The organism is Paraburkholderia sp. BR10872 (genome assembly GCF_040965835.1).
Taxonomy (GTDB): Bacteria; Pseudomonadota; Gammaproteobacteria; order Burkholderiales; family Burkholderiaceae; genus Paraburkholderia; species Paraburkholderia nodosa_A.
In genome coordinates, this window is record NZ_JBFRCN010000060.1 from 41,163 (window position 1) to 54,468 (window position 13,306).

The following is a 13,306-nucleotide window of genomic DNA, read 5'->3' on the forward strand; positions in this document are numbered from 1 at the left end:
CACATCGCATTGCGCTCCAGCTTGTTCTCCATGTCTTCGGCCACAGCCGCGATCTGGTGCGGCTTCTCTGCGCCTGGGTTGCTCATATTCGGTTCACGATTGAAAGGTTAGGGTCGGGCGATTTGTGCGGTAACGCACATAAGGGGCGGGTTCGCGCTCCGATGAGCGTGCTACGCTTTTCGTTGAGCTTGAGAGGAGCCTCCCATGACAAGCCAACTTTCCGAGTACAAGCCGGGAATTGAGATACACGCGAATGTCTCGAATGATCCGGAGCAAGCGACCTTTACCGGCTGGATCGTGATCACCGACAAGACCAGGAGCGATCACGTCAGGGATTCTCGGGTGACGCCGCGGTGGGCAACGCCCGCAAATTCTTACGAAGAGGCGTGCCGCGTCCTGATTCAATTCGGCAGAGACGTGCTCGAAGGCCGCGCCACTGGCGGCGATTTCGTCAACAACGGTTGAGGTCATATCCCGTCTCACGTAACCAGGTTATCGCGCACTTCGTCGCGGTTGTGACTGGCAACCTTCGTGCTGGTCGACTGAATGGCTGCAGGTTCAAGCTGCATTCGGACTGCGTGCCATGCAGATCCATCGACTCGAAGGCGAGCAGACTGTTGAGCCTGGCCTGATCGCCCCATTCCTGCATGGCGGCGAGGTTCGCTTCGTCTACGCGCGGCGCTTTCACGAACGCCATGCGCAATGCTTGCTGGCGTCGAAGAAGCGCGCTCACGTGTTCCGGATCATCACGGCGCCGAGCGTGCCGCCCAGCACAATGGCCAGCGCCTCGGGCTGAAGCAGCGTGACGATGTGGCCGCCTTCGAGCGAGAAGCCCGCGACCACAGCGAGCGCGCCAATGGCGATACCGATCAGGGTAAGCAGATCCATGCGTGTCTCCCAACTCAGCGATCTGCCTGGCGTCCGCCAGGCGACTTCAGTGCACGCACCGCTTCAAGCAGGCGCTGCTCGATATCTTCGACTTCCACGGGATCGATCTTGATGTCGCGGCGCATGACCCACGACACTTCATTCTTGCGTGCGTCCGCCATCACCGAGAGCAGGCGCCCGGATACGGCCGGGTCCTCGATCGAGGCGAGCAGCTTCGCGAGATCGTAGGTATCGAGCGCGCTCACGGCTTCGAACAGCGTGCGCTGATCGACGAACAACAGATCGTCGAGCGCCTTGAGTTCGCCCGAGCCTCGGCCCGTGCGCTTCGAGAAATACGCCACGCCCTTTTGCTCGACGAAGTTGAGCACCTTCGACTTGCGGAACGCGAAGACCTCGTCGGCGATTTCGGCGTGCGAGAGCTTGTTGAGAATGACCTTGCGCTCCACGCCGATCAGCGCTTCAAGATCGCCCAGCTCGATCAGTTCGAGTTCGCTGTTGATCGACACATCGAGATCGCTGTCTGCGACCTGCGTCGCGCGCTCCACGATGCGTACGGCGTCGAACGTCACCACCTGGCGGCCCAACGCGCCTTCTGCCGCTGCCGCATTGTTGGCGAGATGCGTGGCCTGCCCGCTTTGCATCGCGACGAGATTGAGCTTCTCCATGCGCCGGAGCATGGCCATCACATGCGGACGCGAATGGCCGGCCACGGCACGGCATTTCTGCACGACGTCGGCGAGCGGCACGCTCACTTCGGCACCACTCGCACCCTGTCGCGACCAGGTATCGCCGCCTTCGGCGCGATCGCTCGCCCGTGCGATCAGCGCGAGCACATGCGCGTACGACAGCACGCCCGGCATGAAGTCGGCATGGGTGTAGGTGGCGAGCAGATCGTCCTTCGCCTTGACACGCCGCGTGAGCGTGCGCACCACATGGCGCAGCATCGGGGTGACGCGTTCGAGTTCCTCTTCGATGAGAGTCGCCGGCACGACGGTCAGCTGGCAAAAGCTAAGCGCCTTCGCCGTGTTCGGCCGTGGTTCCGCACCGAGCAACGCAGTCTCGCCGAAAAATTCGCCGCGTCCGAGCGTGGCCATCACGACTTTCTTGTCGTCGCAGCGGGTGGAGATTTCGACCTTGCCGTCGGCGATCACGAAGATCAACCGTTCGCCTGCAAAGCCTTCCGAATAAATGATCTCTCCCGGCGCCGCCGTACGCGACCATGTTTGACTGCGATTCAAGTTCTATCCCCGGAAAACGTTTTTATCGCACGCATTAGTCAGACTACTTCCTGCGTCTGCGAAATGGCTGCCGTACGCCGGGTTTACGGCGTTTCCCGAGACATTCTTGAATCACCTTGCATAAACAGCACAGGTGGAAAGCGGGCCGAAGGCCCCAGCATAACGCCGGTGCCGGGTCGTTTTTTATGTGGTGCAGACGCAAACCCTTGCCCGTTCGAAGTGCCACGGAAAAGGCCCGGAAAGCGACCTCTCGATACACTTAATGATTCTGATACTCTGCGGGCAAATGGCAGGGCGTATCGCGTATTGTTCGTGTTGCCAGGTGTTTTCGGGCCGGGTATCAGAGCGTGATGGCGTTGAACAATAAAACAGTCAATCGACAGTATGAAAAAACCTGGAATGGATGCTGAAGGCAAGTACTGCATACCGGTTTGTGACCTGCCCATGCCCGTTGTCCGATACGACGCGCGAGGTCAATGCCGCTACATGAATCATGCAGCGCGGATGATGATGAGGGCTGCATCAGATTGCGGCTGCGTGCCGGAGCTCGAGGCCAGACTGCTCCTGCCGCAAGCCCTGCAGCAATACCTCGATGCGATTTCCGAAGTCGCGGCCACGGGTGTCGCCCGCGAGCTCGAACTCACATTCGATCGGTTGCCAGAAGCGCAGCGTGAGCACTATCTCGTGCAGCTCGTCAGTGCCCCGGCTCCGGACGACGCAGGAGGGGTGCTTGCATTATATTTCGACGTTACCGCATGCAAGCGCGCCGAGGCGAAGCTGCGCGAGCGCGAGTCGTTCCTTGAGTCGCTGCTCGACACCGTCCCCATTCCGGTTTTTTCAAAAGACAGGGCGGGGCGGTACCTGCATCTCAATCGCGCCTTTCAGGAGTTTCTGGGCGTGCCCAGGGAGCACTTTGTCGGCAAGACCGTCTTCGAGACGGGTCCGCATGAGCTGGCGCAGACCTATTTCGAAATGGATGAAGCGCTGTTCGGAAAAGGTGGAGTCCAGCACTACGAGTTCAAGGTAAGGAGGGCGCAGAAGGGCGTGCGCGAGGTGGAGTTCAGCAAGGCGGTCTTCCGTGACGATCAGGGTCGTCAGGTCGGCCTGATTGGTGCGATCCTGGATGTCACCGAGCGCAAGCGGGCGGAGGCCGGGCAGCGGGAACAGTTCAGGCAGACCCTGCAACTGAACAGGAGTCTCGAAGAGCGGGCACTGGAGTTGTCGTACGCACGGGCACAGTTGATGAGCGTGCTGGATACGATCCCGGACATCGTGTGGCTCAAGGGAACCGACGGCATCTTCCTGCTGTGCAATCGCAGCTTTGAGCAGTTCGCCGGCAAGTCGAAAGCTGAAGTCATCGGCAAAACCGATCAGGATATCTTCAATGCCGAGCTGGCTGACTTTTTCCGGGAGCGCGACAAGGCCGCAATCGAGGCCAGACAGGTTTGCGTCAGGGACGAGTGGGTGGTCGCCCCCTGTACGCGCGAACAGACCTTGCTGGAGACCAGATTGTTGCCGGTTTTTAATGCTGACGGGATGATGGCGGGTGTGCTCGGCGTCGCGCGCGACATCACCGAGCGGCGTCGATTCGAGGAAAGGCTGGCTCGTCGGGAGCACGAGTTCAGAACGCTCGTAGAAAACTCCCCGGATACGGTGGCCCGCTACGGCAGGGACTTCCGGCGGATCTATGTTAATCCGGTTTTCGCGTCGCTCTCCGTCGGTGGCGCGGACGCCTTGCTTGGCAAAGCGCCGAGCGAGTTCCCGGGCGGTTCGGGGACCGTTCTCTACGAAAAACAGATCGGGGAGGTGTTCGCGACGGCGAGCAACAGGGAATTCGAGCTGACCAGATCGATATGGACCGCGGGGAACTCGACACGCTGCTCGAGCAACAGCTCGTCGCACTCGAGACACTCGCTTCCGGTGTGCACCGTGCGCATGTGACCGACGACGGTGAATTTCTCCTTCAGGCGATGACGCGAAAACGGTGACCGGCGCCCGCTCCGCTGCGCTTGTTGTGTGGTCCAGGCGTGACGTACAGGGAGGCGATGGTGGCTAGCGGTGCGTGCGAAAGGCGCGGACTCTGGCGATACAATCCGATCAGGAGTCACTGGTCACGCAAACCCCGGAAATGGTCGCAGGCGGTCCCCCGACCTACGGGCCGTGGTGTATCCGACGCGCGCGCGTAATTTGACCTTCTGCGAATGCTGTTGCGATAACCGTCCGGCTAGAAGCGGCTACAGGTGTGGGCAGTCCGATGCCTTATTCACTGATCTATGGCGGATTCACGATCGACTTCACGCCATTTCCGACCGATAGTCTTGCGTACGGAGCGCAGTGGACGATTACACCCAACGATCCTCCGGGTGCCCTCGGGATTCCCTTCTCCAGCGGCGATCTTCGAGTGCGAGGTCCTGCCGATGAAATGGCTATGCTCGCGAAAAAGCAGGCAATTGAGTGGATTGATCGCCGCCGCGGTGACTTCCATCGATAGCCAGTGGCCGCGCGGTAGACCTGCGGCGCGCCAACGGCTGTGAATGGGAAGGCGCGGCGATACCACTGCGGCGACGACACGCTGGCTACGTTGAGCTGACACAGTGCTCTTCAACCCACTCCACTGCACTTTCGCGCGCGAAACTCAGAGCCTCGTTTTCGTCGATAAAATTCTCATCCAGGCACAGGTCGTGGACATCGTCTTCGAAAGAACCGTCGGACGCCGGAACGAAGATTCTCGCATTGGCCACGATACGTCCGTCCTCGACGCTCGCGCTGGTGCTGATCAGGCAAGACCGAAAAATGAATTGCATGGCTGGCTCCGGTAGCTGGTCGCATGACTACCTGCGCCGGAGCAAGCGCCATACCGCGCGGTGTGCAGACTGTGGCAGGACAATCGTCGGCGCCCGGGCGGCCAAGGCACGGCGCGGCTATCAGACCGCCAAGCCATCGACCTCGGGATGGCAGCGCACCGGCTTGCTAGCTGAAACGCCAGTGCGACGTTTGACGGCTGATAACACAACGGCGACATGCGGGCGAGAAACGCCGTGCTCTGCACAGGCAGCGCTTGCACACATTGGGTAATGAGCACCGAAAGGACGGCTGTTATCGGGACCGGCTATATTTGTTGAGCGTGCCGCCTTTGCAGGCGGCCTTCAATCCGGTGTGCATGAGGAGTCTGACGTGGATGAATCGTGGTTGTGTACCGCTGCGGGCCTGTGTGTGCTGGTGATAGCAGCAGGAGGGGTCGTCGCTCACTACCGCCGCGAGCGGCGTCGAGCCGATCTGCTGCGCAATCTTGACCACCATGAGTGGTGGCGCTGGACCAGGCCACGACACTGAATGGCTCGATATCCGTCACCTGTCCGGTCGCCTGAAACCGTCGAGAGAGGGCATAGGTGTCTCATCACGAGCACGCTGGAAACGGGGCTGCGGGCGTTCAAAGAACGCTTAGGCTTGCGCCAGGCGATTCGCGTCGACGAAGAGAACGTTTTCAGGAGATGTCGAGCCATGCGCTTATGCCGGCGAACATGGGAAAATCGGCCCGCATCTGGCGGCGTGGGACGATCATCATCATGACAGCCTCTCCACCGTATGAATTCGAGCCAGCGGTTCTGGTGAGTGGCGCGCCCGACGCTGCCGACCACTTCCTGGTCTCTGTCCTTTGGGGCGAGCAGGAGGACGCGCTGCCCGTCGCGTATGTCATGAACTGGGCGCGGTTGCTGCACGAGCGCGGCGACGATTTTTCGTCCCACGCGGCGGCGTGCCACTACTGGCTCTTTGAACACTACCGGGGCGACCGGCATCAGGGACCAGCCGCTTCGGTCTGAGTGCAGGGCTTGCTCGCCGTCACGCGGCCGACGTGTGTTAGCCTCCCCGAATGGTCCTTTCCGTTCTGTGACCGTTCACGGGCTGCAACTCGCCACCCTGTTGCGACCGGTTGCCTTGGCATCGTAGAGCGCCTCATCGGCTGCCTTGATGACGGTCGTGACGTCGGCATCGTGATCCGGAGACCAGCTTGCCGAACCGATGCTGGCCGTCACACGCCCGTATTCACTTGCGGCGTGTTCGATGCCAAGTTCGCTGATCGCCGAACGGATCTTTTCAGCAATCACGATGGCGCCGTCGGGTGGGGTATCGGGCAGGACCACGATGAATTCTTCGCCCCCATAGCGCGCCGCCGTGTCGGCCGGGCGCCGGATGTTCTCGCCGATACATCGTGCTACGGCAGCCAGCGCATCGTCGCCTGCCTGATGGCCGTATGTGTCGTTGTACGCCTTGAAACGGTCGATATCGACGAACAGCAAGGAAAACACGCTGCGCATGCGTTTGGCCCTGCGCCACTCCTGATCGAGAATTTCCCCGAGTGTGCGCCGGTTGTTCAGGCCGGTGAGGCTGTCGGTACGCGCGAGCATCTGCAGTTCGGATTCCGCGCGCATCCGGCGCCGTAGCTGCGAACCCAGCAGGAACGACAGCGCGACAAACCCCGACGCAAACGCGCCCATCAGCGAGCCGATCGTCATCGCGCGACGCCGCCAGGCGGCATAGATATCCGGTTCCGCCTCAGCCACCATGATGATCAGGGGCAGGTGAGGGAAATTCCTGAAAAAGTACAGGCGACGGACTCCGTCGATCGTCGACGTGTCGGAGAAGCTTCCCTCGGGGGCGGTCAGGAACTGTCTGAACGTACTGGCCTTGCTGATGTCGCGTCCGATGACGGCTGGATCGTAGGGCTGGCGCATGATCATGATGCCGTTGTGGCCGATCAAGGAGATCGCACCCCGCGGTCCAAGCGAAAGCCCTGCGAACAGCTCATGAAAGTATTCCAGGTTCACGGCGATCATGACGACGCCGGCGAACGAGCCGTCCGGGTGCGAGAGACGACGGCTAAGCGCGATGCTGGGTGCGCCGCCGCGTAGCCGGGAGTGGTAGGGATCGCTGACGTACAGGCCGGTATCAGGATGGTCGCGCTGAACATTGAAATAAGGCCTGTCGGCAAAGTTGCCCTTGCGTGGCGTGTCGCTCGCCGAGTCGATGATGATGTTCCCCGACGCATCGAGCACGAGCATCGAGCCAAGATATCTGGCGCTCGCGGCGCGATCGAAGAGGACCTGCGCGCGAAGATGGGGTGGCAGTGCCATCACGTCGGGTTGGTCAAGTCCTTCGACGACGGCCTGAAGCGACAATGCGTAGAGCTCAAAATTTCGCTCGATGTCGCGCTGCGCGATCAGTGCGACATTGCGCGACGTTTCGCGCGCCCGCTCCAGCGCATCCTGCCGGCTCTGGTACAGCACGATTGCGCAAAGTGCTGCCATGACAAGCGCAATGATGAAACTGCCATAAAAGAATGCTCGTGGTCCGGCGAGCCGTCTAAGCAAGATGTGGCGCGATGGTACCGGCATGGTCACCTGACCTTTGCAGCTCGCCGGGACATCAGGCGAAACAGGGTGGAGCGGTGAATGCTGAACAGGGTTGCGATTTCCTGCATGCTCGTGTTGCCCTCGTCAACGAGTCGATACATGTGATCCAGCTGTGCCGGGTCAAGCGCCGGTTTGCGGCCCACTTTCGTGCCGCGCTTCATTGCCGCTGTGCGCCCGGCACTCGTGCGCTCTGCGACCAGGCTGCGCTCAAAACCGACGATGCCAGCGAAAACGGCCAGTGCCCCGCCGCCTGTCGGGGCGTCCACCCAGGGCTCGGCGAGACTGCGCAATCCGGCGCCGGTTTCACGAATACGTCCGGCGATGTCAAGCAGCTCGCGAATGCTGCCAGCGAGCTGGCTAAGCCGCGTCACCACAACAATGTCGCCCGGCTCGAGGTATTTGAACATCGCGACGAGTTGTGGGTGGGCGCGTCGGGTGGCGCCCACACGGTCGGCGAAGATGCGACCACAGCCGGTCGCACGCAACTGCGCCACCTGCATCGCGGGATCCTGATCCGTTGCCGGGACACGGGCGTATCCAACCAGAAAGGCGCCCGTTTCGATGTCCCGCGTGGCGATGTCAGCGGAGTCCCGCATCGCGGCCCCGGCGAACAGGTTCGGGACGCCCGCATCCGGTCGATGGCACCGGGTTGCGGCCTATCCACAGGGAAGCCCGCGAAGGCGATGTCCCGGACGGGCAGCGCGACGTCGGGGCGCGTGTTCGTTGCGTTGACCTCATTGAGCCCCCGAGGCCGCGCTGATGTCGTTGCTCCACGCGCGCAAAGACTCCTTGACGCATTGGCGTTCACCGCCATTGCGAGGCGTGAGGTCCAGAGGTCGTTCGGGCGTGGCGTGCCCGGCTCCTGTCATTCTGTCCATTCGATGGGCCGCCAGTCGGTTGCGAATGCTGTACCGTTGTTGTCACGGCCGACGCAGCAGTCCGGCCGCAGTCCTCCCGTGCCGGGCAGACGCCGCATATCATAGTCGCGTAATTCGGCGCGTTCAAGACTTCCCTCTGCATGGTAAGGACCACGTTCCCGACGCGATTCAGCTTGTTCGTGATCACGTGAGTCCTGGAGCGGGCCTGACGACGCCGCATCCGTTCGAGGGATGATTCAGCAGCGCAGGCTTGAGCGCAGCCGCTGACGCCGTGATACCGCGAGCCGCAACCTCAGGCCATGGGTTGACTGTTCGAACCTTCGCCCCACTCGATGAACCTTTTTATTTGCTACCGCCTCGCCGTTTATCTCCGGCTTCGCGAATCGCAGGACATGACGACCGAACTGAAGCAATGCACGATCTCGCGTGCGGACGCCGCCGGTCAGGATTACGAGGCGGCAAAATCCGGCAGGGGTGACGCCAGCCGCCATACCAGGGCCGCGTCGCGGCGCTCGGACATCGCAGATGGAAGGCGGGCACGTCGCTTCGGTCGATGAAGCCGTCAGGCGGGGTATATATCCAGGCCGCCAGAGGGTGCGTCAGCAGGGACGGCCGCCTGCTACGGGACCCCGATCTCCAACGTATTACGCCGGTCGCCCGTTGGTCCGCAGACTGAAAAACGCGACCACGTCGCTGAGCTGGCGCCCCTGATCCTGAAGTGAAGCGGAGGCCGCTGCAGCCTGCTCGACCAGCGCCGCATTCTGTTGCGTCACCTGGTCCATCTGGGCGACGGCGAGGTTTACCTGTTCGATCCCGCGACTCTGTTCGCTTGATGCTGCTGCGATTTCGCCCATGATCTCGCTGACTTTCGCCACCGCTGCAGTGACTTCGGACATGGTGTCGCCAGCCTCGGACGCAAGATGCGTCCCGTCCTGAACCTTTCGCAAGGACATCTGGATGAGTTCCTTGATTTCCCTGGCCGCACTCGCCGAACGCTGTGCAAGGGTTCGCACTTCGCCTGCGACGAAAGCGAAGCCGCGACCTTCTTCACCGGCCCGCGCCGCTTCGACCGCTGCGTTGAGCGCAAGGATGTTGCTCTGGAATGCAATGCCCTCAATGAGGCCGGTGATGTCGGCAATCCTGCCGGAGCTCTCGCTGATCTCTTCCATGGTGGCCACCACCTTGCCGACGACCGCACTGCCTCTGTGCGCAACGTCGGTCGCACTGCCGGCCAGAGCATTGCCCTGCTGGGCGTTGTCGGCGTTCTGCCGGACTGTCGCTGTCAGTTCCTCCATGCTGGATGCCGTTTCCTGCAGGGAACTCGCCTGTTCTTCAGTTCGGGAGGACAGATCCTGATTGCCCGCCGCGATCTGGCTTGTCGCGGTCGCCATGCTGTCGGTTCCATTGCGAACCCGCCCGACCACCTGCAGCAGACTTTCGTTCATGTCGCGTAGGGCGCGCAAAAGGCGACCGGTCTCGTCTGCGCGGTCAGGCTGGATGTCCTGGGTGAGGTCGCCACGCGCCACGGCCTCGGCGGCAGATACGGCAACGCCGATTGGCACGGTAATGCTGCGCGTGATGAAGAACGCGAGCAGGGCTGCTGCGGCGAGCGCCGCCACCGTGACGACGATGATGCTCCACTCGGCGATCGTGGCGAGGCGCGTCACTGTCGCCCCCTGTTCGACGGTGCGTTGCATACCGATCTCGATCAGTGCATCGAGTGCCTTGCCGATCGGCTTGTCGGCTCCTGCAACGCCGCGGTCGCGCGCCTCGATCGACGCGCCGGAGGTGACGAGCGCATCCAGGCTGGCCAGCGATGCGCGATATCCGGCGGTCGCCGCGGTGAGCGCCGCGACCGCATCAGGTTCGGCCGGTGCGAACCGGCCCATCTCCAGCGAGGTATGCGCGGCCCGGTCTATTTCGACCAGGTTGCCGACAACTCTGGCGCGGTAGTCGCCGCCGCGCAGTACGTAGTCCTTGTAGTTGTGAACCGCATCGCCGAACACATCCTTGGCGTGCTGCAGTAGCCGCAGTTTTGCCAGCGTCACCGATTCGTAGCCCTGCCACTCGGCTGTGATGGCCGAGAGCCGTGCGTAGGCGACCGCGCCGAGCAGTGCTGTGAGCAAGGCCGCGATGAGGAATGCCAGAGACAGACGAACGCCGATGCGCAGGTCGCGGAAATTGGGGAGCATGAGGTTCTGTCCTTCTGTTGACGCTGGGCGTTCAGGTGAGCGGTCCAGGTATCATGACCGGATGGGGAAACTTCCAGGGCGTTCCCCGGCTAAACGGCAATCAACCGGCTTTCTGATGGCTTGGGGCCTTGGCGTTTTCCCGGGGGCGCAGAAGACCTCTGTTGCGGCCACGCCGTACCGCTCCTGCTTCATGCGGGACCCTTCTGGCGAAGTCGGTGCGTAGCCTGGTTTGGCTGCTTCGAGAGCGCGAAAATGCGCATCGACCTGGCGCAGGGCGTCGTCGACCTGATACTGGATCGAACCCAGGTTCATGCTCCCTCCCGCCGCAGGGTACGGCTCAAGGTTCAAATTTCGCATCTGCCGGAAGTTGGTCAGCGCTGGAACGGGCTACCGTTGTATGTGGCGCTAAAGCATCCGTGCGCGATGTGGGTGCATGCATGCGCTGCAACGCAACGCAAAAGTGCAAATGCGCCAACACCGCTTGCATCGGTGCGACGAGCGTCGGCGCACGCGAAGGCGTCGCACGTTCAGCGACAGCGCCGGCACGATCAACATCGCGGCATGCCGGTGCACTTGTAACGGCACGGGGTCTGCCGTCGCGGCTGCGGTTCTCCAGTCCCTCGGCAAATCACGCGTGGCATCGCCTTGCAGGCTCCGGGCTGTCACCGCCGTGCAGTACGAACGTCAGGCGTTGAATGCGGATCACTTTGACTTCGGTGGTCTCCCGGTCTTGACCGGCTCGACGGACCTGACAGCCGCGAGCAGGCGTTTCGTCGGCTCAGATGCCAGGAGGAGAAGCCCTGCACGCACGAGTTCGCTCTTTTTCACGGCTACGCCCGCATCGAGGCACCGCTGTTTGAGCGCAGCGAGCTGTTCGTAGTCTTCCCTGGGCATCGTGAAGGTGTCGCGCACTACCTTTTCCCGTTTGACATGCTCCCTGCGGTGTCGGACGACAGGCCGCGGAGGGTCCCCATCGGGCACTGTCTTTTGGGCCTGCCGCTTTGAGGCCACAGGTTGAGCCTTTACAGTCTCGACCCTCTTTCCACTGTCCACTGCCGCGCTGTTGTCTTCGCCTCCCGACGCATGGGGTCGCTTGCCGCTTCTGTCTCTACTGGCCTGTATTTTCATTGGATTTTCCGATTTGACAAACCGTACAAACAGTTTATCGTCTTTCTGGAAAGGGAGAGATTTTTTATGCCAGACAGACACATATCCAGCCAGTACGATGCCGACCTTGAACACCTTTCGTCGAGATTCTTCGCGATGGGGGGACTGGTTGAGTCCCAGTTGTCCGATGCCATGGAAGCGCTCAGCCGCTTCGACATGGGTCTCGTCGAGAGGGTGATTGACGAGGAGCATCGACTGAATGCGATGGAAGTCGAGATTGATGCGGAGTGCAGCAACGTCATCGCGCGGCGCCAACCCATTGCGTCCGACCTGCGTCGACTGATGGGCTTCTCAAAGGGCATCAGCAATCTCGAGCGCGCAGGCGATGAGGCACGCAAGATCGCAAAGCGCGCGAGGAAAATCGCGAATGATTCTGCAGGCAGGAACATGGATATCGCGGAAATACGCTCCTCCGGTCGGATGGCAGGAATCATTTTCCACGACGCGCTCGCCGCCTTCGCCCGGCTCGATGCGGTCGAGGCAGCCCGGATCATGCGTGAGGACGAGGCGATCGACGAGCAGTACCGGGCGCTCGTGCGCAAGCTGCCGACGTACATGGCGGAGAATCCCCGCATCATCTCCTCTGCGCTCGACTACCTGTCCATCGCATCAGCCATTGAACGTATCGGGGATCATGCGAAGAACCTGGCAGAACTTGTCATTTATGTTGTCAAGGGCAAGGATGTCCGTCACATTCCTCGCGCTCAACTCGAGCGAGAGGCGCTTGGCGATTGAGAGGGGCACTGCAAGAGCGTGCGATAGCGGCGCTCGTGTGCACGTCCGAAAGCCGGTTGAACTGGACTGGCATTTATACGGCGCCAAACGTCCGGGCGGGACAGGCGCGCCCGGGAGAGGGCGCGCCGGTGTGGAATCGCACTCCTCATGCGCGCTGCTGGAGAGCGACAAGGCAGGAGGTCGAAACGCTACGCATTTGGGGATGACACTTTCAATACGCTTGCAGTCCTGCCTGTTCGAGCGTAGGACGCAATAAGAATGTCACCGCAAAGACCTGGAGCGGGCGGCGATTTGCGCCACTGCGGTGACAGTTTTGCTTCCGCTCCGAGCGAGGTAAAAGCGTCACTTCGCCTCAGTCCGCATTTAATTCGACACTTGAGATCGCCGCAGGGATAGCCGGAGGTTCCGAGGCTGGACCTGCACGGAAGCAGTTTCGTCGAAAAACGCAGCTATATCGCTAATAGGGGTTAGCGATAGGGTTGTACCTTACATGCACGTCCGCAGCCGCAGGCTAGTGGAGCGGCGGCAAGTTAAGCGAGGGGCGCGTCGCGCCCCCCTTGCTGTCTTTCGTCTTCTTTCCACATGCGTCCGTAGTTCCTCGAAAAGCGGTCGTACAACGTGCAGTCTAGAGTAAGTGCCGATGACCGAGCCACGAAGCACAACATACGTTAGAGGTGGCGTCGCTTGTTCGGACAGGGTCCCGAGATTTTAAGTGGAGCGTCCGGGGCGATCATGCTGCCGATTTGATCGCTGGCAGCGTCGCGAAGTATGCCTCATCGGGCGTCTGATCCGCCAGG

General features: G+C 61.5%; 11 protein-coding genes and 2 pseudogenes. 6 read left to right on the forward strand and 7 right to left on the reverse strand.

Going from position 1 to position 13,306, the window contains the following annotated elements:
• The first annotated feature begins 204 nt into the window (after positions 1 to 204).
• Complete coding sequence (locus tag AB4Y43_RS33645; protein WP_342948002.1) at positions 205 to 465, forward strand: hypothetical protein; 261 nt, start codon at positions 205 to 207, stop codon at positions 463 to 465.
• 115 nt (positions 466 to 580) lie between these two features.
• Here the strand turns inward: AB4Y43_RS33645 and AB4Y43_RS33650 are convergent.
• Positions 581 to 888 (reverse strand): annotated as a pseudogene (locus tag AB4Y43_RS33650) (motility-associated protein); the annotation flags it as partial.
• A gap of 14 nt (positions 889 to 902) precedes the next feature.
• The gene (locus tag AB4Y43_RS33655; protein ID WP_368729759.1) at positions 903 to 2,126 is read right to left on the reverse strand and encodes a Crp/Fnr family transcriptional regulator; all 1,224 of its coding nucleotides are present in this window, start codon (positions 2,124 to 2,126) and stop codon (positions 903 to 905) included.
• A 510-nt stretch (positions 2,127 to 2,636) separates the two neighbouring features.
• Between AB4Y43_RS33655 and AB4Y43_RS33660 the strand changes: the two are divergent.
• Positions 2,637 to 3,716 (forward strand): annotated as a pseudogene (locus AB4Y43_RS33660) (PAS domain-containing protein); the annotation flags it as partial.
• A gap of 664 nt (positions 3,717 to 4,380) precedes the next feature.
• Complete coding sequence (locus AB4Y43_RS33665; protein ID WP_368729760.1) at positions 4,381 to 4,617, forward strand: hypothetical protein; 237 nt, start codon at positions 4,381 to 4,383, stop codon at positions 4,615 to 4,617.
• An 85-nt stretch (positions 4,618 to 4,702) separates the two neighbouring features.
• On the opposite strand, the gene AB4Y43_RS33670 is transcribed toward AB4Y43_RS33665, so the two are convergent.
• Entirely contained in the window at positions 4,703 to 4,930 is a 228-nt protein-coding gene (locus AB4Y43_RS33670) for a hypothetical protein (RefSeq protein WP_368729761.1), read from the reverse strand.
• Between the two features lie 762 nt (positions 4,931 to 5,692).
• Here AB4Y43_RS33670 and AB4Y43_RS33675 point away from each other — a divergent pair.
• Positions 5,693 to 5,947, forward strand: a complete 255-nt coding sequence (locus AB4Y43_RS33675) for a hypothetical protein (RefSeq protein WP_368729762.1) — start codon at positions 5,693 to 5,695, stop codon at positions 5,945 to 5,947.
• A 75-nt stretch (positions 5,948 to 6,022) separates the two neighbouring features.
• Here AB4Y43_RS33675 and AB4Y43_RS33680 read toward each other — a convergent pair whose 3' ends face one another.
• The 3 genes from AB4Y43_RS33680 to AB4Y43_RS33690 all read right to left on the reverse strand — a co-directional run bounded on the left by AB4Y43_RS33680 (position 6,023) and on the right by AB4Y43_RS33690 (position 10,607).
• Positions 6,023 to 7,519, reverse strand: coding sequence for a diguanylate cyclase (locus AB4Y43_RS33680; RefSeq protein WP_368729769.1), 1,497 nt, complete (start codon positions 7,517 to 7,519; stop codon positions 6,023 to 6,025).
• A 2-nt stretch (positions 7,520 to 7,521) separates the two neighbouring features.
• Positions 7,522 to 8,133 carry a recombinase family protein gene (locus AB4Y43_RS33685; protein WP_368729763.1) on the reverse strand — a complete coding sequence of 204 codons (612 nt, stop codon included), beginning with the start codon at positions 8,131 to 8,133 and terminating at the stop codon, positions 7,522 to 7,524.
• A gap of 926 nt (positions 8,134 to 9,059) precedes the next feature.
• Positions 9,060 to 10,607 carry a methyl-accepting chemotaxis protein gene (locus AB4Y43_RS33690; RefSeq protein ID WP_368729764.1) on the reverse strand — a complete coding sequence of 516 codons (1,548 nt, stop codon included), beginning with the start codon at positions 10,605 to 10,607 and terminating at the stop codon, positions 9,060 to 9,062.
• A gap of 252 nt (positions 10,608 to 10,859) precedes the next feature.
• Between AB4Y43_RS33690 and AB4Y43_RS33695 the strand changes: the two genes are divergently transcribed.
• Positions 10,860 to 11,186: a hypothetical protein gene (locus AB4Y43_RS33695; RefSeq protein ID WP_368729765.1), complete on the forward strand. Its 327-nt coding sequence runs from the start codon at positions 10,860 to 10,862 to the stop codon at positions 11,184 to 11,186.
• Between the two features lie 123 nt (positions 11,187 to 11,309).
• On the opposite strand, the gene AB4Y43_RS33700 is transcribed toward AB4Y43_RS33695, so the two are convergent.
• The gene (locus tag AB4Y43_RS33700; protein WP_368729766.1) at positions 11,310 to 11,735 is read right to left on the reverse strand and encodes a hypothetical protein; all 426 of its coding nucleotides are present in this window, start codon (positions 11,733 to 11,735) and stop codon (positions 11,310 to 11,312) included.
• A 66-nt stretch (positions 11,736 to 11,801) separates the two neighbouring features.
• On the opposite strand from AB4Y43_RS33700, the gene phoU reads away from it, so the two are divergent.
• Complete coding sequence (gene phoU / locus AB4Y43_RS33705) at positions 11,802 to 12,509, forward strand: phosphate signaling complex protein PhoU (RefSeq protein WP_368729767.1); 708 nt, start codon at positions 11,802 to 11,804, stop codon at positions 12,507 to 12,509.
• Positions 12,510 to 13,306: the final 797 nt, after the last annotated feature.